The sequence below is a fragment of the Micromonospora salmantinae genome, assembly GCF_022230905.1.
Lineage (GTDB): Bacteria > Actinomycetota > Actinomycetes > Mycobacteriales > Micromonosporaceae > Micromonospora > Micromonospora salmantinae.
This window is the reverse complement of the sequence record NZ_JAKKFG010000003.1, coordinates 1-25,152: the sequence shown is the minus strand read 5'-3', so window position 1 is coordinate 25,152 and position 25,152 is coordinate 1. Positions and strand designations below refer to the sequence as shown.

Below are 25,152 nucleotides of genomic sequence, written 5' to 3'. Positions count from 1 at the left end.
GGCTCATATAGGACAGGTTCTGGCACACATCGCTGGCATCCTGTGATCATGTCCGACACCCCCGCCCGACTACTGGGCCTGCTGTCGCTGTTGCAGACGCCCCGCGAGTGGCCCGGCAGCGAGCTGGCCACCCGGCTCGGCGTCAGCCTGCGCACCATCCGCCGCGACGTGGAACGACTGCGCGACCTCGGCTACCCGGTGCAGGCGACGATGGGCGCGATCGGCGGATACCGCCTGGTCGCCGGCAAGGCGATGCCGCCGCTGCTGCTCGACGACGACGAGGCGGTGGCGATCGCTGTCGGTCTGCGCACCGCCGCCGGTCACGCGGTGGCCGGCATCGAGGAGGCCTCGGTGCGGGCGCTGACGAAGCTCGAACAGGTGCTGCCGTCCCGGCTGCGGCACCGCGTCAGCGCGCTGGGGGCGGCCACCGAACCACTGCTCACCTGGGACCAACCGACTGTCGACCCGGAGCACCTGAGTGCGCTGGCCGCCGCCGTCAACAATCGTGAGCAGCTACGGTTCACCTACCGCCGTCGCGATGGCGTGGACACCGAGCGGCTCGTCGAGCCGTACAAGCTGGTGTCGGCGGGCCGGCGCTGGTATCTGGTGGGCTACGACAACGACCGCGACGACTGGCGGATCTTCCGGCTCGACCGGATCACCGACCTGCGGCCCACCCGGGCCCGGGTCGCCGCCCGGCAACTGCCGGCGTCCGACGCCGCCTCGTTCATGACGGAGAAGCTGCTTGAGCTGACGCCCGTCTACCGGGCGGTGGTGACGTTGCACGCGCCGATCGAGCGGATGGCGGGCCCGCTCGGTGGCACCGGCGTCGATCTGGAGCCGATCGACGCGACCTCGTGCCGGTTACGCAGCAATGCCGACACTCTGGAGTGGCTGGCGTGGCGCCTGCTGACTCTCGGTTGCGACATGGAGGTGCACGAGCCTCCGGAGTTGATCGTGCACCTGCGGCAGATCGGCTCCCGGGCGACCCGCGCCGCCAGCTCGTCCGCAGCGTAGGACGGCCGACCGGCCCGGGGCACCGGCACGCCGCTGCGCCGTACGCTTGATGGAGCATATGCGTTCAGAACAGGCGTTTCGGGGAGGAACTGGGCGTGACGCAGAGCGACGGGGAGCTGGTAGTGCTCGCGCAGGCGGGAGACGCGGCCGCGCTGGGGGCGCTGCTGGCACGGCACGAGGCCGCGATGCGGGCCGTCGCGCTGAGCGTCCTCGGTTACGGGCCGGACGCCGAGGACGCGGTGCAGGACACGATGGTCGTCGCCCTGCGTCGCATCGGCGAGGTCCGCGACCCGAACGCCGTCGGCCCCTGGTTGCGGGCCATCGTCCGCAACAACAGCCGGATGGCGTTGCGCGGGCCCAGAGCCGTCCCGGTCGCCGAACCCGAGTGGTTCACCCGCCCCGCCGACACACCCACCCCGGAGGAGGCACTGGACCGGGCCGCGATGCGCGACTGGGTGTGGCACTCCATCGGTCAACTGTCCGAACCTGACCGGCTCGTCGCCCTGCTGCGGTACTTCAGCGACGCGTCCTCGTACGAGCAGATCGCGGCCGTGTGTGGCGTGCCGGTCGGCACCGTCCGCAGCCGCCTCAGCCACGCCCGCCGGGCGCTCGCCGGCGGCCTGCGGACGGCGGCGGACGCCGCGCACCCGGACGTCGCCGCCTCGAACGACTCGCGGTGGCGGGAGGGCCAAGACATGATCACCACGGCGATGGGCGGCGACTTCGAGCGGGTGGTCCACGAGAGCTGGTGGCCGGACGCCGAGATGATCGTGCCGGGCGGTCCGCGCGGTGGCCGTGACCTGGCCATCAACGGTATGAACCGCGACCTGACCGCCGGGGTACGTCAGCGGCTGCGCAACGTGGTGGCCAGCGGCGACGTGCTGATCTGGGAAACCGACCTGATCAGCCCACCCGACGACCCGGAGCACTGCCCACCCGCGGCGCTGTGGTTGCAGGTGCTACGCGAGGGCCGGGTGCGCCAGCTCACCCTCTTTCATCCCGTCCCCGCGCTGGTCTGAAAAAACTTCTCCGACCGAGCGAACTTTCCTCCCGACCCGCGCATCTGGTCCGCGTCATTGCATCAGTCGCCGTGTCGGCCGACGCCGCGCGGGTCTCGGATCGGGAGATAGTTCATGGGTTTCACCAGCCACGACGTCAGCGCCCTCGCACCCGGCGCCCACACGTTCACAGTGGATGGCGTTCGGCAGGTCTACCACGTCGCCGGCACCGGTCCGGTCTGCGTGGCGCACTCCGGCGGGCCGGGCATCGAGTGGGCCTACCTGCGGACGCCCAGCCTTGAGACGCACTTCACAATGGTCTACGTCGAGCCGGTGGGCACTGGCGCGTCGGGGCAGCTCGACAACCCCGACAACTACCGTCTCGACACGTATGTCCGGTTCCTGCACGCCGTCGTCGAGCACCTCGGCGAACCCCGGGTGTACCTCCTCGGGCACTCGCACGGCGGTTTCGTCGTCCAGCGGTACGCGCTCGCCCACCCGGACCGGATCTCCGGCCTCGCCCTGTACGACACCTCGCCCGTCACCGGCGCCGAGTTCTGGGGCGAGGCCATGGCCGGCCTCGCCGCCTACCCGCAGCGGCACCCGGACCGGCCGGAGGCGGCAGCGGTCCCGGCTGCCTTCGCGCAGATCGGCGGCGCGACGGACGACGAGTCGTTGGGGGCCGCTCTGCGCGCAGCCCTGCCGGTTTACTTCGCGGACTTCTGGGGCCGACAGGACGAGTTCGCCCCGTTTCAGGCGGCCGTCCGGATCTGGGCGACGCCGGCCGGCGCGCAGGACCCCACGCCCTTCGACGTGCGGGAGAACCTCGGTGAGATCACCGTGCCCGTCGTGGTGATCGTCGGGGCGTACGACTTCATCTGTGGCCCTCGCTGGGCCGAGCAGTTGCACGCGGGGCTTCCGGACTCGCGGCTGGTGACGCTGGAGCGAAGCGGACACTTCGCGCACATCGAGCAGCCGGTGGAGTTCACCGACGCCGTGGCGGAGCTGCTGAAGCGGTGACCCACAGTGGCACCGCCCGTCCCGAGGTCCGTTCGTCACAGCGGGCAGACCTCGGCGGGCGGACGCGTTGCATGGTCATAGGCTGAGCGCTTTGCTGCACCGTGACGAAGAGGAGACCGCCGTGAGCCAGACCGAACGGATGGATTCCGTCGACGAGTGGAACGTCGCCGAGGACGACGGGGTCCTGGACGCCTCCGACACCCTCGACGACGACCGGGTCGGCGACCCCCTCGACACCGGCATCATCGCCGAGGACCACTGGACGGCGGCAAACCGGTTCGGCACCACGCCGGCCGAGGAACGCGCGGGCGAGTCCCTGGCGCAACACCTCGCTCAGGAGGTGCCGGATGTCGACCCGTACGCCGAGGGTGGCGACGACGAGGACGAGCTGACCCGTCGGGGGTACGAGGCGGAGGCGCGCGCCGGCCGTCTCGTCGCCTACGACGAGGGCGTCCGCGAGGACGACGAGGCCGAGTCGGTGGCGTGGGACGCTGGCATCGACGCGGGTGCCGCCAGCGCGGAGGAAGCGGCGGTCCACGTGGTCGAGGACCCGGACGGGCCCGGCGACGGTCCGTTGCGCTGACGCCGAACCGCCGCGCCCGGCACCTCACGGGATGCCGGGCGCGGCGGGGTCGGTCAGTGGATGACGACGGGCGTCCTGACCTGCTCGCCCTGCGGGTCGTCGAGCTGCGCCGGCTGACGTCGGCGCGGCAGGAACGCCGCCGGGATGATCGTGAGCACGACCAGCGCGAACGCGACCCAGAACGTGGTCGCGAACGACTTGGCGGCGAAGTCCAGCCCACGCTCGATGATCGACGGGTCGACCGGCATCTGCTGGAGCAGCTCCGGCCGCTGCTGGGCGGCGATGGCCAGCCCGGCCTCGGTGACCGGCTTGCCGCTCTCGTCCACCAGGCCGGGGATCGGCCGGGAGCCGTTCAGCTCGTTGGTGAGGATCACCGACATCACGGCGGCGCCGACCGAGCCGCCGATCTGCTGGAGGATGTTGACCAGCGTCGAGCCGCGAGCCACGTCGTTGGCCGACAACGTCCGCAGCGCCGACGTCATGATCGGCATCATCGTGCCGCCCATGCCCAGACCCATCACGAACAACGACCCACCGAGCAGCCAGTACGAGGTCTGCGGGTCGACCTGGGTGAAACCGAAGAACCCGACGACGATGAGACCCAGCGCGAACGGGACGGTACGCCCGATCGGCACCCGGTCGGCCAGCGTGCCGGCGATCGGCATGGTGATCATCGCGCCGATGCCCTGCGGCGCCATCAGCAGACCGGCGGCCAGCGTCGACTCACCGCGCACCTGCAGGAAGTAGCTCGGGAACAGCAGGCCGGCGCCCATGAACGCGATGATGAACACGAACATCGTCACCGACGCGATGGTCAGGCTGCGGTTGCGGAACAGCCGCAGGTCGAGCAGCGGGTGCCGGGGCTTGAACGAGTAGAGCACGAACGCCACCACCAGCGCGCCGCCGACCAACATCGGGGCCCAGACCTTGGCCTCGGCGAAGGTGCCCGCCTCCGGCAGGGACGAGACGCCGTAGAGGAAGAGCGCGAGGCCCGGCGAGAGCATGAGCATGCCGACGAAGTCGAACGACTCTGACGGCTCGGGCGCGTCCTTCGGCAGCGCTACCTGCGCGTAGATCAGGGCGATCAGACCGATCGGCAGGTTGATCAGGAAGATCCAGTGCCAGCTCGCGGTGTCGATCAGCCAACCACCGAGGATCGGGCCGCCGATCGGCCCCAGCAGCATCGGGATGCCGAGGACGGCCATCAGCCGGCCGATCCGGTGCGGCCCAGCCGCCCGGGTCATGATGGTCATGCCCAGCGGCATGAGCATGCCGCCACCGAGGCCCTGCAGGACCCGGTAGCCGATCAGCTCGCCGATCGTGTCGGCCATGGCGCAGAGCCCCGACCCGATCGTGAACAGGGCCAGCGCCACCATGTAGAGCCGTTTGGTGCCGAACCGGTCCGCCGCCCACCCGCTGAGCGGGATCACGGTGGCGAGCGCGAGGGTGTAGGCGGTCATGGTCCAGGCCACGCGGGCGTAGGACGCGTCGAACTCGCTCTGGAATGTGGGCAGCGCCACGCTGACCACAGTTACGTCGAGGATCGACATGATCGCGCCAAGGACGACGACGCCCGCCACCTTGAGCACCGCGGCGTCGAGTTTGTCCGATGTCGCGAGGGATTGCTGTGTCACTAACTCTCCTGAAGTCGATTGAGCCGGCCGACGGTGGGCGGTGGCGGCGATGCCGCGCCAACCGGGCGCGGGGCGCGACGTGCCAGGACGACGGCGCGCGGAGGAAGACTAACCGCCAGCTGTGACGATTCGCCGCCGGATTTCGTGACGGCCCGGCCACGTATCCGATCGGCCGTGCGACTGTGGCCGGACGTCGGGGTGGCAATCAGCCGGCAGAGCCGCGAGCCAGGTGTTTCGCCCAGTGCGGCCCGGGGGGTCGGCTGTGCGGCGGCCAAGCGATCACCGTCGTGAGGGTTAGCGCGTCCACCCACGGCACAGCGGCGAGGTCGAGCCGAGAATCGCGCTGGCCCCGGCACGAACGAGGGAGTCGGGTACGAGATCGCGGCGGAGCTGCGTGCCGGGCCCTGCGTTGCGCGTCTCCCTCCGCGTCGGTGGACCCGCGGGCGTGGGGCCGTGCTGGGCTGGGCACTCCATTGGCCCACTGGCCGTGGGGCGTGTGGGGCTGGCCACGAACGGCCTGCTGACCGGGGTGATCGTTGTGTGCTAGTGATGCTCACGTCCGTCGGTGGTAGTGGTTGCGGCGGGGAACCTGTTCGGGGTCGAGCCAGGCCGGTGGCACGAACTCGGGGTGGCCGTCGCCTGCCAGTCGCACCGCCCAGTCGCTGTGGTGCAGGTGCCGGTGGTGGTGGCCGCAGAGCAGGACGGCGTTGGCGAGGCTGGTATCGCCGCCGTCGGCCCAGTGCTTGATGTGGTGGGCGTCGCACCAGCGCGGTGGTCGGTCGCAGCCCGGGAAGGCGCAGCCCCCGTCCCGCAGCACCAGAGCTCGCCGGAGGGAGCCGGTGATGAGACGACGTTGTCGGCCAAGATCGAGTGGTTGGCCGGCTCCGCTGAGGACTGCGGGGAGGATGGCGGCGTCGCAGGCGAGGCGGCGCACGGCCTCGGGGGTGAGGCGCAGGCCGGAGTCGAGGGCACCGCTGCCCAATTGCCGGGTCAACCCGTCGTAGCTGGTGGTGACGACGATCTGGGCGGGATCACCACTGTGCTCGGGCAACTCGCCGGTGCGCAGGGCGAGGCGGCACACGTCGCTGAGAGCGTCGTGCCGGCGTTGCCCGGGAGAGCGCTGGTCGTCAGGGCCCGACGGTGCGCTGAGCGGGTCGATGGCGGCACGGAACAGCCCAGCGGTCTCGGTGTCGAGGATGCCGGTGAGTCGCAGGCGGCCGTCGCTGAGGGTGGAGAGGGTGAGGTGGCGGTCGCGGGTGGCACGGCGGGCTTCGGCGTCCAGGGCTGCTTGGGCGGCGGCGTCGGCGATGTCGGGTGCGACGTGGGCGAGGATGCGGGTGCTGAGTTTGCGTAAGAGGGTGGGATCGAATTGCCCGGCCCACTCGATGAGCACGCCGAGGGCCTTCTGGGCAACCTCGGGACCGGCGGTGGTCTGCACGCTGTCGACCGTGTCGGCGATGACCCGGGCCTGGTCGACGGCGATGTGGCCATTGGCCAGTGCGTGGCGTACCCCAGGGTTGCCGGTTTCCAGAACCTCGGCGAGGTCGACGAGGCGGCGGGCGGCCGGGATGGTGAGGCGTAAGCGTTCGCGGAGCCAGACCGCTGTGGAGGAGGCGCCCTGCGCGGTAGGGACGCCGCGGCCGTCGAGCTCACGGATCAGAGCCAGTTTCACCGCTGCGAGCCGCTGCTCGATGCGGTACGCGGTGTCGAGTGCGGCGATCAACTCGTCCTCGTGTCGTGCCCACGTGGGCGTATCGGCGCAGGCCGCGATGGCGCCCTCTGCCTGCGTCAACTCTTCGACCACGACCCGAATCTAGAACAGGCGTACGACACTTTCAGTCATCATGATCGATCCACGCCAGCCCCGCCCAGGCGGCAAGCCGGTGACCTGGCCGCCATGACCGGCAGAGAGCTAGTTGCTGCGCTTGCTGGCGTCGAGGGCAGCCTGCTCCACTCGCTGGCGGTGGTCCAGCCACCATGACTCGTCCACGGGGGGCAGGTTGTCGTTCCTGGGCAGCAGCCCGGCCGTGCCGTCGATGAGTTCACGCACGATGTCGGCGTGGCCGGCGTGCCGTTGGGTTTCCGCGATGACGTGGACCAGGACGTGGTGCAGCGTGACCGCCGCATCGCCCCACCATGGCACGTGGCCTACCTCATGCAGTGCAAGGGCATCGATGGTGGTGTCGGCGTGGGCGATCGCGCGACGGTACAGTGCGACGATCTCCTCGCGGGTCTCATCAGCGCTCGCCCACATGTCGCCATTGGTCTCCGCCCCGTCGCCCACATAGGGCAGCTCCTGCTCGAACGGTCGGCCGAACACGACGCCGAAGTAGAGGATCTCCATGGCCGCCGAGTGCTTCACCAGACCGAGCAAGTTGGTCGCGGTCGGGGTCAACGGACGCCGGATGTCACATTCGCCGAGCCCGTCGAGCTTCCACAGCAGCGACTCGCGGCCGCCCTTCAAGTAACTGTGCAGATCCGCCTTCATCGCGGCACTATGGCATCCGGTTGGGTGTCCCCGTTGTCCCGGACGACGCGCGAAGCTCAGGATCAGTAGGTCGCGGCCCTAGGCGGTGACCACCGGCACGGCGGCGGTGAGCGCCCAGTCGTGCCCGATGTCGGCGGCCGCGCGCAGCAACCTCGGAAGGTGCTCCTCGCGCAGGGTCTCCAGCGAGGTCTCGGCGGCGTGCACTGTCACGTTGATGGCGGCGACGACCCGCCCGTCGCCGTCGCGTACGCCGGTGGCGACGGACCGGATCCCCGGCGCCAGGTCCTGGTCGGCGAGCGCCCAGCCCTTTGCCCGGACCTCGCGCAGCACGGCGTCGAGCTCACCCGGCGCGGGCTGCCAGCGCGCCGTGATGCCGGAGCGGCTGGGCTCGGCGAGGACGGTCGCCAGCGTGTCCGGTGGGAGGGCCGCGAGCAGCACCTTGCCCATCGACGTCGCGGATGCCGGAAAGCGGGTGCCGATGGTGACGCCCAGGGTGACGATCTTGGGGACGGCCACCCGGGCGACGTAGACGATGTCGCTGCCGTCGAGCTGGGCCATCGAGGTCGACTCGTTGGTCTGCGCCACGAGCTTCTCCATGTGCGGCCGGGCGACGTCCCACATGTTCAGCGCGTTGACGTACGCCATCCCCAGCTCCAGGACGCGCGGGGTGAGGGTGTGGCCGCGGCCGACCGCGCGGACGTAGCCCAGCGATTCGAGCGTGATGAGGATGCGCCGGACGGTGGGGCGGGCCAGGCCGGTGGCGGCGGCGAGCTCGCTGAGCGTCATCGAGGGGCAGGCGGGACGGAAGGAGCGCAGGACGTCGAGGCCACGGGCGAGAGCCTCGATGAAGTCGGGCCCGGCGCCCCTTCCGTTGTCACTCATGTCCTTAATGCTTCCATTGCGCCGACCCGGCGTCCCACTCGGTGTACTGGTACGGGTTCTCCAGGATCGCGGTCTCGGGGACGTCCGGGTTCATTCCCCGCTGCCACGCCTCCTCCCCCATCGTCTCGCGCAGGTGCTCGATGGTCGCGGCCGCCCTGGCCCGCGCGGCGGCGAGGTCGACGCCGACGAGGCGACCGTCCCGCTTCACGACCCGGCCACCCACCAGCACCGTGTGCACATCGGCACGCTGGGCCTGGAAGACGACGTGACCGTGCGGGTTCAGGATCGGGAACATCGCCGGCGAGGCGTCGTTCTTGATCAGGACGACGTCGGCCTGGCGGCCGGGGGTGAGCGCGCCGATGGTGGCGTCCATGCCGAGCGCGCGGGCGCCGCCTCGGGTGGCCCACTCGACGACCTGCTCGGCGCGCAGGTGGCAGTGGGTGATGGTCTCCTGCTTGGCGTGCGCCTCCAGGTGCTCCCGGGAGCGGTCGGCTCCGAGCGTGCTCCGCATCGCGGAGAAGAGGTCGCCGCTCCACCACACGCTGGTGTCCATCGACAGTGACACCGGGATGTCGTGGTGGCGCAACTGCCAGGTGGGTGGGTAACCCTGGCCGGCGCTCTGCTCACTCTCGGTCGAGACGGAGACCGAGCCGCCGGTCGCGGCGATCCGGTTGTACGAGTCCTGGGTGAGCGTCGCCGCGTGCACGTACACGGTCGACGGGTTCATGAAGCCGTTCTCGTGCATGAGCCGGATGCCGTCGTCGTTGGTGGCGCCCCACACGCCCGCGTGGGTGGTCACCGCGACGCCCAACTCCCGGGCCACCTCGAACGCGGCCCGTTCCGGAAAGGCGGGGTCGCCGGTGACGTCGAACGCCAACTGGAAGCCGGCCAGCTTGCCACCGTCGATGCGGCGGCGGTGGAAGTCGCGGAACTCCGGCGAGGTGGCCCACTCCCACGGCCCCTGCTGGATGTTGCCGTAGGCGAGCACGAACCGTCCGTCGACCGCCTCCAGGGCGTCCACGGCGGCGTCGGCGTGCTCGGGTGTCTGCAACCCGTGTGACCAGTCGACAGTGGTGGTGACGCCGGCGTCGATCGCCTCGATCGCGCCGAGCAGGTTGCCGGCGTAGACGTCCTCGGGCCGGAACAGCTTGCCCGACTCGAGGTAGTACCAGACGAAGTACTGGGTCAGGGTCCAGTCGGCGCCGTACCCGCGCATCGCGGTCTGCCACAGGTGCCGGTGGGTGTCGACCATGCCGGGCATGAGGATGCCGTCGGTGGCGTCGATCTCCAGGGCGTCGTCGGGTGCGGTGAGGCCGACGCCGACCTGCGCGATCCGGCCGCCGATGACCAGCACGTCGGCGCCGGGCAGCACCGTGCGCGCGTCGTCCATGGTGAGAACCAGGCCGTTACGGAAGACCACCGGCCGGTCAGTTGCGCTCATTCGCCACCCTCCTTTCGGAGTACGAGGGGAATCCGGACTGTTGTCCGCTGTGCGGCCAGCCCGAGTGGCGCAAGTGTGGTCCGGGTCACGCAACGTGTCAAGAGTGCGATCCCTTTCGATAGACGCACCGTTGACACGCACCGTGCGGTATCGCAAGCTGTCTCGGCGGACAGGTGTCCGCAGAACGGGCGGAAACATGGTGCAGCATTCGACAGGCCCCCTGGCCGGCCTGCTCGTCGCGGACTTCTCCCGGATCCTCGCCGGGCCGTACGCGACGATGCTCCTGGCCGACCTGGGCGCCCAGGTGATCAAAGTTGAGAGCCCCGGTGGCGACGACACCCGCACCTGGATGCCGCCCACCCGCGACGGGGTCTCGACCTACTACCTCGGCATCAACCGCAACAAGCGGTCGGTCGCCCTGGACCTGAGGAAACCCGACGACCTGGCCGCCGCGCAGGAGTTGGCCCGCCGCGCCGACGTGCTGATCGAGAACTTCCGGCCCGGTGGCCTCGCCCGGTTCGGCCTCGACTACGACACCGTCACCGCGACCAACGACAAGATCGTGTACGCGAGCATCAGCGGCTTCGGCACCGGCGCCGGTAGGGACTTCCCCGGCTACGACCTCATGGTGCAGGCCATCTCGGGCCTGATGAGCCTCACCGGCGACCCGGACGGCTCGCCGTACCGGGCCGGCATCTCGGTCTTCGACGTGATGGCCGGGCTGCACGCCAGCATCGGCATCCTCGCCGCGCTGCACCACCGTGGCGAGACCGGACGAGGCCAGCACGTCGAGGTCAACCTGCTCAGCTCCGCCCTGTCCGGGTTGGTCAACCACTCCAGCGGCTACGTCGCCGGCGGCACCGTCCCGTTCCGGATGGGCAACGCGCACCCCAGCCTCTTCCCGTACGAGCCACTGCCCACCGCCGACGGCGAGCTGATCGTCATCGCCGGCAACGACGGGCAGTTCCGCAAGCTCTGCCAGGTGCTCGACCTGCCCGGCCTGCCGGACGACCCGCGCTTCGGGCGCAACCAGGACCGCACGGCCAACCGCGAACAGTTGCGGCCCCTGCTTGTCGAACGCCTCGCCAAGCGGACCAAGGACGAGTGGTTCCGGGACCTGCTCGCCGCCGGCGTCCCGTGCGCGCCGATCAACACCATCGACGGTGGTGTGGCGCTCGCCGAGGAGCTGGGGCTCGACCCGGTCGTCACCGTCGGAGACGTGCCCGGTGTCCGCAACCCCATCACCTTCTCCGACACCCCGGCCCGGTACGAGCTGCCGCCGCCGGGGCTGGACGAACACGGCGAGGAGATCCGCGCATGGCTGAAGAACTGAGCTTCCCCACCGGGATCGGCACCTCCGACCCGACCACCATCTCCCTGCTCGGGCAGGACCTGGCCGCCGACCTGATGGGCACCGTGGGCTTCGGCGAGCTGGCGTACTGGCTGGTCGCCGGCCGCCGCCCCACCCCTGGTGAGGTGCGGGTCTTCGAGGCGGTGCTGGTGGCCCTCGCCGACCACGGCTTCACCCCGACGGCGATCGCCGCCCGGCTGACGTACCTGTCCGCGCCCGAGTCGTTGCAGGGCGCACTCGCCGCCGGCCTACTCGGCGGCGGCTCCCGCTTCCTCGGCGTCACCGAGGACTGTGGACGCTTCCTCACCGACACGCTCGCCCAGGCCGGCGAGGTGACCGACTACGACGCGGTGGCGCTCGACGCGGTCACCCGGGCCAAACGGGAGCGTCGACTGGTCCCCGGGCTCGGGCACCCCGTGCACAAGGAGCAGGACCCGCGCACCCCCGTGCTGATCAGGATCGCCACCGAGGAAGGCTCGCACGGCCCGCACCTGCGGCTGTTCGAGGCGATCGGACGCGTACACCCGCAGGTGCTCGGCCGCACCCTGCCACTCAACGGCGCCGGAGTCTGCGGGGCGGCCCTCGCCGACCTCGGGCTACCGGTCGAGATGCTGCGCGGTTTCGCCCTGCTGGCCCGCGCGGCGGGGCTGCTCGGGCACCTCGCCGAGGAGCGACGACGACCGCTCGGCATGGACATCTACCGCACCGTCGACCGCAACGCCGTCTACGAACCCTGATCTCCTCCTCCACCCCCGAAAGGAGCGGGAATGGCCTCCATCGTCGCGGTCATCGCCTCCACCCACCACCCCTTCTACTACCGGGCCAGCACCGCCACCGGCGAGGACCGGCCACCGTTCGCCGACGAGTGGACCCGCAAGATCCTGGCGTTCCGGGAAACGTTGACCCGGGCCCGACCCGACGTGCTGGTGATGGTCGGCTCCGACCACTTCCACCAGCTCTGGCTGGACAACATGCCGCAGTTCCTGGTCGGCAAGGCGCCCCACTACGACGCCAACTGGTACAACGAGGAGCGCGAGTTCGGGCTGCCCCGGATGCTGCTCAAGGGCCAGGAGGACCTGTCCGGCCACATCCTGCGGGCCGGGCTCGACGCCGGCTTCGACCTCGCGTTCAGCAACGAGCTGCGCATCGACCACAGCATCACCTGCCCGATCATCACGCTGCGGCCCGAAGCCGACCTGCCGATCGTGCCGATCTACACGAACATCTTCGCGCCGCCGCTGCCACAGCCGAAGCGCTTCGTCCAACTCGGCCAGAGCATCCGCGACATCGTCGAGTCGTGGCCGTCGCACCTGCGGGTGGCGGTCATCGGCACCGGCCACCTCTCGCTGGAGCTGGGCGGCCCCCGGCAGTTCGGCCCGCACGGCCCGGACCCGGAGTTCGACCAGCGGGCCGTCGAGTGGATCGCCAACGGCGACCTGGACGAGTGCCTGCGCGAGGTCACCCTGGACAGCCTGCACTCACCGGGCAACGCCACCCACGGCTTCATGGACTTCATGCTGATGATGGGCGTGGCCGGCGCCGGCGTGAAGGCCGACTACGTGGACACCCTCGATCTGTTCCACACCATGGAGGCGTACTTCACCTGGTACCCGAACGGAGCGCCGACGTGAGCAAGTATCTGCTGAACAAGTTCCTCTTCATGGTCGACCGGGATCCTGAGCTGGTCGAGCGCTACCGCAGCGAGCCGGGTGAGCTGGTCGCCTGGTGGGAGGCCGAGTGCGCCAACACGGTGCTGAACTGCCACACCGGCGAGGCGAGCACCTGGCTGCGCTTCGACGACGTGGAACGCGAGGCGTTGGCCACCCACGACCACGTGAAGCTCTTCGAGCTGGGCGCGCACCCGTTCCTCACCCTGACCCTCTTCATCGCCCTCTTCGAGCGGGACAACACCGAGCCGCTGGAATACCAGAAGTCGTACGGCGCGCGGCTGGCCCACTTCTCGATGCCCTACCCGGACATCGCGACGTGATCCGCGCGGCAGTGCTCACCACCTGCGGCGTCGCACCGACGATCGCCGAGCGGCCGGCGCCGGTGCCGGCCGACGGCGCGGTGGCGGTCACCGTCGAGGCCGTGCCGATCACCCCGCTGGACGTGCTCTGCGCCAGCGGCACCAGCTACTTCGGGCCGCCGAGCACCCCGTACGTGCCGGGTGTGCAGGGGGTCGGTCGGCTCGCCGACGGCACAGCGGTCTGGTTCGGCACGTCGGCCGGGATGCGCTCCGGTGTCGACGGCAGCATGGCGACCACTGTCACAGTCCCCACCGTCGACGTGGTGGCGCTGCCGGCCGGCGTACCGCTGACCCTGCTCGCGGCCCTCGGCCTCTCCGCGGTCGCCGCGCACGCGGCGCTGACCCACGCCGGCGGCCTGGCGGCCGGCGAACAGGTCATCGTGCTCGGCGCCGGGGGTGTGGTCGGTCAGGCCGCCGTCCAGCTCGCCCTGCTCGGCGGCGCCCGCCGGGTCATCGCCGTCGCCCGGTCCGCCGCAGCGCGGGCCCGAGCCGAGAAGCTCGGTGCCGCCGTCTCGGTCCCGCTGCTCCCCGACGACGATGTCGTGTCGGTGGCCGACCGGCTGCGCCACGCCGCCGACGGGCCGGTCGACCTCGTCCTCGACCCGGTCTTCGGTGTCCCGGCAGCGGCGGCGCTGCGGGTGCTGCGCCCGGGTGGGCGGCTGGTCAACCTGGGTAGCGCGGCCGGCGCGACAGCACCCATCGAGTCCGCCGTGCTGCGCAGCGGCGCACTGCGGATGGTCGGCTACACGAACAACGGGTTGTCGGCCGGCGAGCGGGCCGCGGCGCTGACAGTGGTGGCCGGGCACGCGGCGGCCGGCCGGCTCACCGTCGACCACGAGACAGTGCCGTTCGACGCCGTCGCGGACGCCTGGGCCCGGCAGGGCGCCGGCACCACAGCCGGCCGGATCGTCCTCGCGCTCTGAGGGGGCCGGGCCCCAGCCAGGGATCGCGGAACCGTGGATAAACCGCACCTGGTTGGGGTTCGGCAGCGGTGCGACGGTCGGTCCATGGCACCTTCCACCTACACCGTCGCCGGCCACTGGATCGGTGGCGAGACCGTCACCGGCTCCGCCGGCACCCTTCCCGTCGTGAACCCAGCCACCGGCGAGGTCGTCGCCGAGACCCCGGCCGGCACCGCCGACGACGTCGACAGCGCCGTCGCCGCCGCCCGAGCCGCCTTTGCGGCCTGGTCGGCGACCACGCCGCAGCACCGGGCGGACGTGCTGCGCCGCCTCGGCGCCGGCCTGGCCGCCCGCACGGAGGAGATCGCCCAGGCGATCACCGCCGAGATGGGCTCTCCGATCGGTATGTCCCGCACCGCCCAGGTCGCGTTCCCGGCCGCTGTGGTCGAGTCCGTCGCCGGTCTGGCCGACGACTTCGCCTGGGCCGAGGAGGTCGGCAACTCGCTGATCGTCCGCGAGCCGATCGGCGTGGTCGGCGCGATCACGCCGTGGAACTTCCCGCTTCAGCAGATCGTCTCCAAGCTGGCGCCGGCCCTGCTCGCCGGCAACACGATGGTCTTCAAGCCGTCCGAGAACGCCCCGCTGACCGCGCGCGTCCTCGCCGAGGCCGCCGCCGAGGCCGGCGTACCGGCGGGTGTCTTCAACGTCGTCTACGGCACCGGCGCGACCGTCGGTGAGGCGATCTCCGCCCACCCGGACATCGACATGATCTCGTTCACCGGCTCCACCCGGGCGGGGCAGCGGATCTCCGCGGTGGCCGCGGCGACCGTCAAGCGGGTCGCGCTGGAGCTGGGTGGCAAGGGCGCGAACATCATCCTCGACGACGCCGACCTGCCCGCCGCTGTCGAGCGGGGTCTCATGATGGCGTTCAGCAACGGCGGTCAGGTCTGCGGCGCGTGGCCGCGGATGCTGGTGCCCGCCTCCCGGCAGGACGAGGCCGTGGCGTTGGCCGTCGAGGCCGCGAAGCAGTACACCGTCGGCGACCCGGGCGACGAGGCCACCCGGATCGGCCCGATGGCCTCCGAGGCCCACCGGCAGAAGGTCGTCGGCTACATCGAGCGGGGCATCACCGACGGCGCCCGGCTCGTGTTCGGCGGCCCGCAGCGGCCCGAGGGGCTGACCGTCGGGGCCTACGTCCAGCCGACGATCTTCGCCGACGTCGACCCGGCCTCCGCGATCGCCCAGGAGGAGATCTTCGGCCCGGTGCTGACGATCATCCCCTACGCCGACGAGGAGGAGGCCGTGGCCATCGCCAACGGCACGCTGTACGGCCTGACCAGCGGCGTCTTCGGTGAGCCGGAGCACGCGCTGGCGATCGCCCGGCGGCTGCGCGTTGGCCAGGTCGACGTGAACGCCGGCCACTGGAACCCGCTCGCCCCGTTCGGCGGCTACAAGCACTCCGGCAACGGCCGCGAGTTCGGCCGCTTCGGGCTGGAGGAATTCCTTGAGACCAAGTCCATCCAGCGCTGACGGCACGGGACGGCCCGGGAGGCGGAACACCCTGCCGGGTCTCCCCTGTTGCACTCGATGCGCCGGTCGACAGCCGGCATGCAGTGATCGGAGAAACCGTGGACCGCGCCCAACTCGCCAGCTTCCTGCGCACCCGCCGAGAGGCGCTCCAGCCCGAGGACGTCGGGTTGCCCCGGGGCCCGCGCCGGCGCACCGGAGGGCTGCGGCGCGAGGAGGTCGCCACGTTGAGCGGAATGTCCACCGACTACTACAGCCGGTTGGAGCAGCAGCGCGGGCCGCACCCGTCGGAGCAGATGCTCGCCGCCCTGGCCCGGGGCCTGCGGCTCTCCCTCGCCGAACGGGACCACCTGTTCCAGCTCGCCGGTCACGCCGTCCCACACCGCGCGGTCCGGGCCGACCATGTCAACCCGGGGATGATGCGCATTCTCGACCGGATGCACGACACTCCCGCCCAGGTGGTGAACCACCTCGGCGAGACCCTGGCGCAGACCGCGCCGGCTGTCGCCCTGCTCGGTGACGAGACCCGGTACAGCGGGTTGGCGCGCAGCGCGCACCACCGCTGGTTCACCGACCCGACGGCACGGCAGCTGCACCCGGTGCAGGACCACGAGACGCAGAGTCGACTCCTCGTGGCACACCTGCATGCCTCCTACAGCCGCGACGGGCGCGGCTCGCGGGCCGCCGCGCTCGTCGACGACCTGCTGGCCAGGAGCCCGGAGTTCGCGCAACTGTGGCGGGAGCACCCGGTGCCCGCCGGCTACTGCCCGCCCAAGCACTTCGTCCACCCGGAGGTCGGGGCGTTGGAGTTGCACTGCCAGACGCTGGTGGATCCCGACCAGTCACAGACACTGTTGGTCTTCACCGCCGTACCCGGGTCGCCGAGTGACGAGAAGCTGCGCCTGCTCGCCGTCATCGGCGGCCAGCGCGTCTGACCCCACTCAGCTCGGGCGGGGGTAGCGGGCCGGGCTGACGCCCAGGTAGCGCCGAAAGTGGCGGGTCAGGTGCGCCTGGTCGAAGAACCCGGCCGCGACGGCGGTCTCGACGGGCCGCTGCCCGGCGAGGAGCAGGCGACGTGCCAGGTCGACCCGACGGCCGGTCAGGTACGTGTGCGGTGGCACGCCGTGCACCTGCGTGAACGTCCGGACCAGGTGGGTCGGGTGGGCGTGCAGCAGCTCCGCGGCCTCCCCCAGCGTGACGCCCTCGACGGTCCGGGCGTCCAGCAGCTCCCGTAGTCGCACCGCGAGGCCGCGTCCGGGAGGCTGGACAGCGGCCGGGGAGCGCTGGCGGAGCTGGCGGCGGAGCCGGTCCAGGATGAACGCGAGCCGGCTCTCGGCCTCGAACTCGTCACCGGGTGCGGCGAGCACCTGGTGCAGGTGGTGGACCCGGTCGCGCAGCTGCGGATCGGCCAGGTCCGGCTCGTCGACGGCCCGGCCGACCAGCTCGGCGTCGAGCGCCGAGGTGTCGAGGTACAGGACCCGCTTGCGGAAGCCGTCGGGTGTGGCGGAGCTGCCGTCGTGCGGCACGTACGGCGGCAGCAGGGTGACCGACGTGCGCAGCGCGCCGTGCCGGTGCCGGTCCAGGTCGAAGCGGACCGCGCCGTCGTCGACGATCAACAGCGTCCACACCTCGTGGATGTGCCGGGGGTAGGCGTGGTCGACGAAATGGGCGTGGAAGACCTCGGCGACCCCGGCTACCGCGGGTCGCCACGCGCTGACGTGCGAGCCCGCCGGGCGGGTGTCCACGCTAAGAACGTACAAGACCGGTGGGCGTCGGGGCGGGCAGGCTCGACGCCATGACCGAACCGATCCGCTTTCCCACCAAGATCGCCGTACTGCTCCGCAACGACCTGGCGAGCTGGCAACGGCTGAACATTACCGCTTTCCTGGTCAGCGGCATCGCGAGCACGCTGCCGGAGCTGGTCGGCGAGGAGTACCGCGACGCGGACGGCACCAGCTACCTGCCGATGTTCGGCCAGCCGGTGCTGGTCTTCGCCGGGGACCGGGCAACCTTGGTCGGCGCGCACTCGCGCGCCCTCGCCCGTGGCCTGCGGCTGGCGATCTTCACCGCCGAGTTGTTCGCCACCGGCAACGACCGGGACAACCGCGCCGCCGTTCGGGCGGTCGGACGGGAGAAGCTCGACCTGGTGGGCCTGGCCCTGCACGCGCCGCGCAACGTGGTGGACAAGGTACTCAAGGGCGCGTCCATGCACCCGTAACGGCATCCGTGGCGACGAAGACATTGATATCGGTGTGTATGACTGTAATGATTAACACACTTTACAGTTGTTTCGCCGCCCCGGAAGGACCCCCACATGGCGCGACGATCGGCCGGGCTCCTGCCCCGCCGCCCCCGCATCAGACTGACCTCCGCGCTCGCCGCGGCCCTGCTCGCCGTACCGACCGGCCTGGTCGTCGGCGCATCGCCCGCCATCGCAGCCGCGACCGGCGCCATCACCGGGTACGGCGGCAAGTGCGTCGACGTGGCCGCCGCGAACCCGGCCAACAACACACCGGTGCAGCTCTTCACCTGCAACGGCTCCACCGCGCAACAGTGGACGGTGGCCGACGACGGCACGATCCGAGCGCTGGGCAAGTGTCTCGACATCGCCGCCGCCAGCACCGCCAACGGTGCCCGGGTGCAGATCTACGACTGCAACGGCACCGGAGCGCAGCAGTGGTCGCCCAGCGCCGGGCAACTGGTCAACCCGACCTCGGGCAAGTGCCTCGACGCGACCGGTCCCAGCTCGGCCGACGGCACCCCGCTGCAGATCTGGAGCTGCACCGGCACCGCCAACCAGACCTGGGCGCTGCCGACCGGCGGCGGCACACCACCGCCCTCCGGTGGTTTCACCCACCCCGGCGTGCTGGTCAGCCGAGGCCAGCTCGACTTCGTCCGCGGCCGGGTGCAGGCCGGCGCACAGCCGTGGGCGGCGGCCTACAACCAGATGATGAGCAGCCGGTACGCCTCCCTGTCGCGCACACCGGCGCCCCGTTCGGTGGTCGAGTGCGGTTCCTACTCCAACCCGAACAACGGCTGCACCGACGAGCGGGAGGACGCGATCGCGGCGTACACCGACGCGCTCGCCTGGTACGTCACCGGCGACGCCCGGTACGCGCAGAAGTCGATCCAGATCATGGATGCGTGGTCGGCCACCCTCACCGCCCACACCGGCAGCAACGCCCCACTGCAGACGGGCTGGGCCGCCTCGGTCTGGCCCCGGGCCGCCGAGATCATCAAGTACACGTACACGAGTTGGCCCAACGCCAACCGCTTCGCCACCATGCTGCGCAACGTCTACCTGCCGGTGGTGCGCAACGGCTCGAACAGCAACGGCAACTGGGAACTGACAATGATGGAGGCCGCCGTCGGCATCTCGGTCTTCCTGGAGGACCGGTCCGCCTACGACGCGGCGGTCAGCCGCTTCCTCAACCGCACCCGGGCCTTCGTCTACCTGCCCAGCGATGGCGCGTTGCCGTACACGATGCCCGGCAGCGGCCTGGACACCAGCGCGGAGATCATCGGCTACTGGCAGGGTCAGTCCACCTTCGTCGCCGGCCTCGCGCAGGAAACCTGCCGCGACTTCGTCCACACCGGATACGGGATCTCCGCCATCTCACACGTCGCGGAGACCTCCCGGATCCAGGGACGGGACCTGTACCCACAGGTCGGTGAGCGGCTGCGTCAGGCGCTGGGATTCCACTCGCGCTACCAGCTCGGCGAGGCGCCGCCCTCCTGGCTCTGCGGTGGCAGCCTCACCCGGGGCCTCGGGCCGATCACCGAGGTCGGCTTCAACGCGATGAGCACCCGGCTGGGCAACGTCATGACCAACACCCAGACCCTCACGCTGCAACAACGTCCGGCCGGAACCAACAACCTCTTCGTCGCCTGGGAGACGCTGACCCACGCCAACAACCCCAACTGACCATGCTGCCGTGGGGTGGCGCCGAAGGCGCGGCGTCACCCCACGGCGGTGCTCAGTTGTCGGCCCCCAGCGCCTCCACCGGGCTGACCCGCGACGCCCGACGGGCCGGTAGCACCCCGGCCAGCGCGGTCAGCCCGACCAGCACCACGAAGAGCCCGGCCAACGGCAGCACCGGCGCGGTCAGCGGCGCCTCGATCCCGAGGGTCTGGACCGCCAACCAGGCGTACGGAATGCCGAGCACCAGGCCGATGGTCGCGCCGATCACCCCGTACAGGCCGGACTCGACGGTCAGCATGGTGCGCAGACCGGGCCGGGACAGCCCGATCGCCCGGAGCAACCCGGACTCGCGTACCCGCTCCACCACCGAGAGCGCGGTCGTGGAGCCCACGCCGACCACAGCGATCAGCACGGTCAGGCTGACCAGACCGACAGCGATCCAGACCAGGGTGCGCACCAACGCGTCGTTGCGGTCCCGTTCGTCGGCGAGCACCGCGAGGCCCACCCCGTCGCTGCCCCCGATCGCCTGCCGCAGCGCCCGCACGCCGGCGGTACGACCGTCCTCGCCGGCCCCGGCCGCGTCGGCCAGCAGACCGGTGTACGCGGCCGGCACACCGAGCCGGTCCAGGTCGGCCGGATCGGCGAGGATGCCGGCGTGCAGCGGCCCGTCGCCGGGCAGGACCGCTGCCACCCGCACGTCGACACTGCCGGTGGCGACGGCGAGCGTGACCGTGTCGCCGGCCCGCAGACCCGCGTCCCGCGCGACCCAGCTGTTGAGCACGATCCGGCCGGGGCCACGATCGGCCAGGGTGCCCTGGGCCACGTCCAGGGCACCGGTGCTCGGCAACGCGCCCAGGTCCAGGTCGCTGGTCGGATAACCGGACTCGACGTCGCCGAGCTTGTCGCCGCCGCGCAGCAGCGTGACGTCGCCGACCATCCGGTACGGCACCACATTCGCCAGCGCGCCGTGTGCCGCCTCGGCCCGGGTCACGACGGCCGGCGGCAGCGTCCCACCGTTGCTGGTGACCTCGAAGTCGGTAGGGGCCGAGAGCGCCATCTCGCGGTCGGCGAGAATCTGCAAGGACGCGCCGCCGATGACCACCCCTGAGATCAGGGTCACGCCCAGGGCGACCACGACGGAGACCGCGGCGGCGCGGCGCGGCGTCCCGCCGATCCCGCCGACCGACATCCGCCCGACCGGCCCGAGCTGGCGCAGCGGCCAACCCACAACGGCCAGCACCGGGCGCACCAGTAGCGGGCCGAGAGCCACCAGCGCGAAGAACGCCAACGCGCCGGACCCGACCAGCAGGAGCAGCGGTATCGACGGGTCGTAGTCCGACTGCTCCGGCTTCGGCAACTGGTTGATCGTCCCGACCGCCGCCAGGATCGCGCCGACGGCCAGGAGTAGCCCGAAGATCAGACGCAGCAGGCCGATGCCGCGACGGCCGGCGGTGACGCTCGCCGCCCGCAGTGCCTCCAGCGGGGAGACCCGGGCGGCCGACAGCGCCGGTGCCAGCACGGCCAGCACGGTGATCACGACGGCGCCGATCACCACAGTGACCGCCTCCACCAGTGGCAGGCCCGGCGAGGAGACCGCGTGGCCGGCGGTGCGCAGGATCGCCGGCAGCGCGTACCCGAGGGTGAGGGCGCTGGCGACCCCGACGACGCCGGCGACCAGCCCGGTCAGGGCTCCCTCGGCGGTCAAGGCCGCGACCAGTGTGGCCCGACTCGCACCGACCGCCCGTAGCAGCGCGAGCTGCCGCATCCGCTGCGCGAAGACGATGCGGAAGGTCGAGGTGACCACCAGCGCGGCCGCGACGACAGCGATGGAGACGAACATGCCGACCAGGATGAAGAGTCTCCCGACCTGTTGGGCCGCCGCCTGGGCCTCGGCCTCGCGCACCTCGGCGCCGGAGCGGATCGGCTGGCCGGCGACCGCTGCGGTCACCCGTTGACGGACCGCGTCGGTCGAGGCGCCGGGCGCCACCCGCACGTCGACGCGCTCCACAGTCGTCAGGCGCGCCCAGGCGATCACGGCGCTGTCCGGGGCGTACGCGTCGTAGCCGGCGTCGGCGCTGGTCTCCACCACGCTGGTCACGGTGAGTGGGGCGGGCGTGGTGAGTTCACCGCCGGTGCCGCTGGTGGTGGTGCCGACCGAGAGCCCGAGCCGTTCGGCGGTGCGCGGCGTGATCGCGATCTCGCCGGGCTGATCCGGGTAGCTGCCCTCGATGACTCGGACCGTGCTCAGCGGGCCGGTGCCCGGATCGGACTGGAGGTTGAGGTACCCCTCGCCGATGGAGACCCCGGTCGAGACCCGGGCCACCGCCTCGGCCACCCCCGGCACGGCCCGGATCTGCCGCACGTCGATCACTGTGGGTGGCGGCACGTCGACGTTGCCGATCACCAGGTCGGTGACGGACGGGGTGCCGCTGAGGTTGTCCCGCACGGTCCGTTCGGTGATCTGCTGCACCAGCACGGTGCCGAAGACGACGAACGACGCGACCAGGATCGCCAGGCCGGTCAGGATCAGCCGGCCGGGCCGCCGGGCCGCGGCGGTCGTCTGGGTACGCAACACTGTCGCCCTCATCGGCGGGCCGCCAGGTCACGCAGGGCGTCGGTGACCGACACCTGGTTCGGCTTGTCGATCTCGCCGGCCAGCCGCCCGTCGGCGAGCAGCACCACCCGGTCGGCGTACGCCGCGGCGATCGGGTCGTGGGTGACCATGACGACGGTCTGACCGAGGTCGCGCACCGAGTCGCGCAGGATGGTGAGCACCTCCGCGCCGGAGCGGGAGTCGAGGTTGCCGGTCGGCTCGTCGGCGAAGACCACCTCGGGCCGCGCCACCAGCGCCCGGGCCAGCGCCACCCGCTGCTGCTGGCCGCCGGACAGCTCGCTGGGCCGGTGGTCCAGGCGATCGCCGAGGCCCAGCACCCGCACCAGGTGCGCGAGGAGTTCACCGTCGGGCTGCCGACCGGCGAGGTCCAGCGGCAGCGTGATGTTCTGTGCGGCGGTGAGCTGCGGCAGCAGGTTGAAGGACTGGAAGACGAACCCGATCCGCTCCCGGCGTACCCGGGTCAGCGTCCGGTCCGACTGGCCGGTCAGCTCCGTACCGCCGAGCAGGACGCGACCGGAGGTGGCCGTGTCGAGGCCGGCGAGGCAGTGCATCAGGGTCGACTTGCCGGACCCGGACGAGCCCATGATCGCGGTGAACTCGGCCCGGCCGAAGCCGACCGAGACCCCGTCCAGGGCACGGACGGCGGTGTCGCCGCTGCCGTACACCTTCACCAGGTCGACCGCGGCGACCGCGGCGTGGCTGGTCTCCGGCGGGGCGTGGGTTGTCATCGTTCCTCCAGTGGCTGCGTGGTGACCCGGAAAGCGTCGCCGCCGCCGGCAGGTGTTCGCATCGGCCCGGGGCCGGGTATCGCCGGTGCCGGGTCTGCCTTTTGGCCGATCCGCCACCTCCACCCGGCTGGCTACGCTGGGTCACCATGAGCACGCCGGATCTTCGACGACTGTGGGTACGCCTGGCCCAGGCGGCCGGGCTGGTGGCCTTCGGCCTGCTCGCCCTCTTCGACTTTGCGGCCAGCACGGCGGATGACTCCGGCATCGGTACTCTCCTGCTCCTGGTGCCGATGGGGTTGGCGGTGGCGACGGTGCCGCTGTGGCTGCCGGTGCACCGGCTGGGCTCCCGCCGGCTGCCGCTGGCCGCGCTGGCACTCGCCACCGCCTCACTGGCCGTGACCGCAGGGGTGGTGCTCCTCTCCGGAGGCGGCGGCATCCTGCTCGCCCGCACCTGGGGGCTCGCCGAGTCGGCAGGGCTGATCGGCGTGGTCTTCGTGGTGGCCCGCTGGGGCGCGCCGCGGCTCGCCCCGTGGGCCGCGGTGGCCGCCGGGCTCGCCGTCGCCGCGATGCCGCTGCGCGTCGGCACCGAGAGCCTGTTGGTGATCTTCGGCCTGCTCCAGGTGCTGGCCGCGGCCGGCGCCGCCGGGGTGGGGCTCTACCTGCGCATCGTGGCCGCCGGCCGGGAGCGGGCCATCGCGCTGGTCCGGGCCGAGCAACGTGCCGAGTTCGCCCGGGATCTGCACGACTTCATCGCCCACCACGTCACCGGCATCGTGGTGCAGGCACAGGGTGCCCGGTTCGTCGCCGAGCAGGACCCGCGACGGGTGATCGTCGCCCTGGAGCAGATCGAGCGGGCCGGCGCGGAGACGATGGCTTCGATGCGGCGGATGGTCGGCATCCTGCGCAACCCGGACGCCCCGCCGGACGCGCCGCTGGCTCCACTGGCCGGGTTGACCGAACTGGAGCCGCTGCTGACCGGGTTCAACGGCGCGGCGAACGCGCCGGCACGACTGCACGTCGACGGCGACCTGAACGGGCTGCCGGTGGAGGTCTCGACGTCGGCGTACCGGGTGGTGATGGAGGGGCTCACCAACACCCGCCAGCACGCGCCGGACGCGCGGTCCGTGACCGTGGCCGTGCGGCGTACCCCGGACTGGCTGCTGGTCCGCGTCGCCGACGACGGCGCGTCGCCGCGGACCGCGCCGGCCCGGGGGCACGGCTTCGGCCTGATCGGCCTCACCGAGCGGGTACGCGCCCTCGGCGGCACGATCACCGCCGGGCCCGGCGTCGCCGGTGGCTGGGTGCTCGACGCGGCGTTCCCGCTCCAGGTGGCGGTGACGCGGTGATCCGGGTGCTGATCGCCGACGACCAGGCCATGGTCCGGACCGGCTTCGGCATGATCATTGGAGCCCAGTCGGACATGGAGGTGGTCGGCGAGGCCGCCGACGGCGTCCAGGCCGTCGAACTGGCCCGACGACTGCGCCCGGACGTGGTGCTGCTGGACATCCGGATGCCCCGCCTCGACGGTCTTGAGGCACTGCGGCTGCTCGCGGGGCCGGGCGTCGCCGACCCGATCCGAGTGGTCGTCGTGACGACCTTCGACCTCGACGAGTACGTGCACACCGCGCTCTCCAACGGCGCGTGCGGCTTTCTGCTCAAGGATTCCGGCCCGGCCCTGCTGGTGGAGGCGGTCCGCGCGGCCGTGTCCGGCGACGCGCTGATCAGCCCCTCGATCACGGTACGGCTGTTGGCGCACCTCAGCTCGCCGGCTCCGGCGCGCGACGACGGTGGCCTGTCGCCCCGGGAACTCGACGTCGTGAAGCTCGTCGCCCGCGGCCTGACCAACGCCGAGATCGCCACCCAGCTCTTCATCGCCGTGGGCACTGTCAAGACCCACCTGGCGAGCGTGCAGATGAAGCTCAAGGCCCGCAACCGGGTCGAGATCGCCGCCTGGGCGTGGGAACGCCGCCTCGTCGGCTAGATCGGGCTCTGGTGGGCGGCGGCTCGCGGGCGGCG

General features: G+C 71.5%; 23 protein-coding genes. 15 read left to right on the top strand and 8 right to left on the bottom strand.

The annotated features are described in order from the left end of the window. Positions 1-48: 48 nt before the first annotated feature. From PSH03_RS02420 to PSH03_RS02405, 4 genes are all read left to right on the top strand, one after another. Positions 49-1,017, top strand: coding sequence for a helix-turn-helix transcriptional regulator (locus tag PSH03_RS02420; RefSeq protein WP_210784673.1), 969 nt, complete (start codon positions 49-51; stop codon positions 1,015-1,017). Positions 1,018-1,112: 95 nt separating this feature from the next. Continuing rightward, the gene (locus PSH03_RS02415) at positions 1,113-2,036 is read left to right on the top strand and encodes an RNA polymerase sigma factor (protein ID WP_238688108.1); all 924 of its coding nucleotides are present in this window, start codon (positions 1,113-1,115) and stop codon (positions 2,034-2,036) included. Positions 2,037-2,150: 114 nt separating this feature from the next. After that, the gene (locus tag PSH03_RS02410; RefSeq protein ID WP_238688107.1) at positions 2,151-3,035 is read left to right on the top strand and encodes an alpha/beta fold hydrolase; all 885 of its coding nucleotides are present in this window, start codon (positions 2,151-2,153) and stop codon (positions 3,033-3,035) included. Between the two features lie 121 nt (positions 3,036-3,156). After that, positions 3,157-3,618: a DUF5709 domain-containing protein gene (locus tag PSH03_RS02405; protein WP_210784670.1), complete on the top strand. Its 462-nt coding sequence runs from the start codon at positions 3,157-3,159 to the stop codon at positions 3,616-3,618. A 53-nt stretch (positions 3,619-3,671) separates the two neighbouring features. On the opposite strand, the gene PSH03_RS02400 is transcribed toward PSH03_RS02405, so the two are convergent. The 5 genes from PSH03_RS02400 to PSH03_RS02380 form a co-directional block, all read right to left on the bottom strand. Beyond that, a complete protein-coding gene (locus PSH03_RS02400) occupies positions 3,672-5,252 on the bottom strand; it encodes a DHA2 family efflux MFS transporter permease subunit (RefSeq protein ID WP_210784669.1) in 1,581 nt (526 codons plus the stop codon). 553 nt (positions 5,253-5,805) lie between these two features. Beyond that, positions 5,806-7,056, bottom strand: coding sequence for an HNH endonuclease signature motif containing protein (locus tag PSH03_RS02395; protein WP_210784668.1), 1,251 nt, complete (start codon positions 7,054-7,056; stop codon positions 5,806-5,808). A 108-nt stretch (positions 7,057-7,164) separates the two neighbouring features. Then, the gene (locus PSH03_RS02390) at positions 7,165-7,740 is read right to left on the bottom strand and encodes a DinB family protein (RefSeq protein ID WP_238688106.1); all 576 of its coding nucleotides are present in this window, start codon (positions 7,738-7,740) and stop codon (positions 7,165-7,167) included. A gap of 78 nt (positions 7,741-7,818) precedes the next feature. Further along, positions 7,819-8,622 carry an IclR family transcriptional regulator domain-containing protein gene (locus PSH03_RS02385; protein ID WP_210784666.1) on the bottom strand — a complete coding sequence of 268 codons (804 nt, stop codon included), beginning with the start codon at positions 8,620-8,622 and terminating at the stop codon, positions 7,819-7,821. A 4-nt stretch (positions 8,623-8,626) separates the two neighbouring features. After that, positions 8,627-10,063, bottom strand: a complete 1,437-nt coding sequence (locus tag PSH03_RS02380) for an amidohydrolase family protein (protein ID WP_210784665.1) — start codon at positions 10,061-10,063, stop codon at positions 8,627-8,629. A gap of 196 nt (positions 10,064-10,259) precedes the next feature. On the opposite strand from PSH03_RS02380, the gene PSH03_RS02375 reads away from it, so the two are divergent. From PSH03_RS02375 to PSH03_RS02345, 7 genes are all read left to right on the top strand, one after another. Next, complete coding sequence (locus PSH03_RS02375) at positions 10,260-11,396, top strand: CaiB/BaiF CoA transferase family protein (RefSeq protein WP_238688105.1); 1,137 nt, start codon at positions 10,260-10,262, stop codon at positions 11,394-11,396. Next, positions 11,381-12,151 (top strand): citryl-CoA lyase, encoded by a 771-nt coding sequence (locus PSH03_RS02370; protein ID WP_210784663.1) that lies wholly within the window; start codon positions 11,381-11,383, stop codon positions 12,149-12,151. The genes PSH03_RS02375 and PSH03_RS02370 overlap by 16 nt, the downstream gene beginning before the upstream one ends. 30 nt (positions 12,152-12,181) lie before the next feature. Beyond that, the gene (locus PSH03_RS02365; protein WP_210784662.1) at positions 12,182-13,045 is read left to right on the top strand and encodes a DODA-type extradiol aromatic ring-opening family dioxygenase; all 864 of its coding nucleotides are present in this window, start codon (positions 12,182-12,184) and stop codon (positions 13,043-13,045) included. Then, positions 13,042-13,404 (top strand): hypothetical protein, encoded by a 363-nt coding sequence (locus tag PSH03_RS02360; protein WP_210784661.1) that lies wholly within the window; start codon positions 13,042-13,044, stop codon positions 13,402-13,404. Before PSH03_RS02365 ends, PSH03_RS02360 begins: the two co-directional genes overlap by 4 nt. Continuing rightward, on the top strand, positions 13,401-14,366 hold the full coding sequence (locus PSH03_RS02355; protein ID WP_210784660.1) for a quinone oxidoreductase family protein: 966 nt from the start codon (positions 13,401-13,403) through the stop codon (positions 14,364-14,366). The genes PSH03_RS02360 and PSH03_RS02355 overlap by 4 nt, the downstream gene beginning before the upstream one ends. Positions 14,367-14,450: 84 nt before the next feature. Further along, positions 14,451-15,875, top strand: a complete 1,425-nt coding sequence (locus tag PSH03_RS02350) for an aldehyde dehydrogenase family protein (protein ID WP_210784659.1) — start codon at positions 14,451-14,453, stop codon at positions 15,873-15,875. A 98-nt stretch (positions 15,876-15,973) separates the two neighbouring features. Then, a complete protein-coding gene (locus PSH03_RS02345) occupies positions 15,974-16,807 on the top strand; it encodes a helix-turn-helix transcriptional regulator (RefSeq protein WP_210784658.1) in 834 nt (277 codons plus the stop codon). A 6-nt stretch (positions 16,808-16,813) separates the two neighbouring features. Here PSH03_RS02345 and PSH03_RS02340 read toward each other — a convergent pair whose 3' ends face one another. Next, positions 16,814-17,617, bottom strand: coding sequence for a helix-turn-helix transcriptional regulator (locus tag PSH03_RS02340; protein ID WP_210784657.1), 804 nt, complete (start codon positions 17,615-17,617; stop codon positions 16,814-16,816). Between the two features lie 50 nt (positions 17,618-17,667). Between PSH03_RS02340 and PSH03_RS02335 the strand changes: the two genes are divergently transcribed. Together PSH03_RS02335 and PSH03_RS02330 are read left to right on the top strand one after the other, a co-directional pair. Next, complete coding sequence (locus PSH03_RS02335) at positions 17,668-18,090, top strand: DUF2000 domain-containing protein (protein ID WP_210784656.1); 423 nt, start codon at positions 17,668-17,670, stop codon at positions 18,088-18,090. Positions 18,091-18,186: 96 nt separating this feature from the next. Continuing rightward, the gene (locus PSH03_RS02330; protein ID WP_238688104.1) at positions 18,187-19,797 is read left to right on the top strand and encodes a ricin-type beta-trefoil lectin domain protein; all 1,611 of its coding nucleotides are present in this window, start codon (positions 18,187-18,189) and stop codon (positions 19,795-19,797) included. 52 nt (positions 19,798-19,849) lie between these two features. On the opposite strand, the gene PSH03_RS02325 is transcribed toward PSH03_RS02330, so the two are convergent. Together PSH03_RS02325 and PSH03_RS02320 are read right to left on the bottom strand one after the other, a co-directional pair. Continuing rightward, on the bottom strand, positions 19,850-22,369 hold the full coding sequence (locus tag PSH03_RS02325) for an ABC transporter permease (protein ID WP_238688103.1): 2,520 nt from the start codon (positions 22,367-22,369) through the stop codon (positions 19,850-19,852). Between the two features lie 8 nt (positions 22,370-22,377). Beyond that, a complete protein-coding gene (locus PSH03_RS02320; RefSeq protein WP_238688102.1) occupies positions 22,378-23,136 on the bottom strand; it encodes an ABC transporter ATP-binding protein in 759 nt (252 codons plus the stop codon). A 146-nt stretch (positions 23,137-23,282) separates the two neighbouring features. Here PSH03_RS02320 and PSH03_RS02315 point away from each other — a divergent pair, with 146 nt between their 5' ends. Both PSH03_RS02315 and PSH03_RS02310 read left to right on the top strand, forming a co-directional pair. After that, positions 23,283-24,482: a sensor histidine kinase gene (locus tag PSH03_RS02315; protein ID WP_238688101.1), complete on the top strand. Its 1,200-nt coding sequence runs from the start codon at positions 23,283-23,285 to the stop codon at positions 24,480-24,482. Next, the gene (locus PSH03_RS02310; RefSeq protein WP_210784652.1) at positions 24,479-25,117 is read left to right on the top strand and encodes a response regulator; all 639 of its coding nucleotides are present in this window, start codon (positions 24,479-24,481) and stop codon (positions 25,115-25,117) included. The genes PSH03_RS02315 and PSH03_RS02310 overlap by 4 nt, the downstream gene beginning before the upstream one ends. The last annotated feature ends 35 nt before the right edge of the window (positions 25,118-25,152 follow it).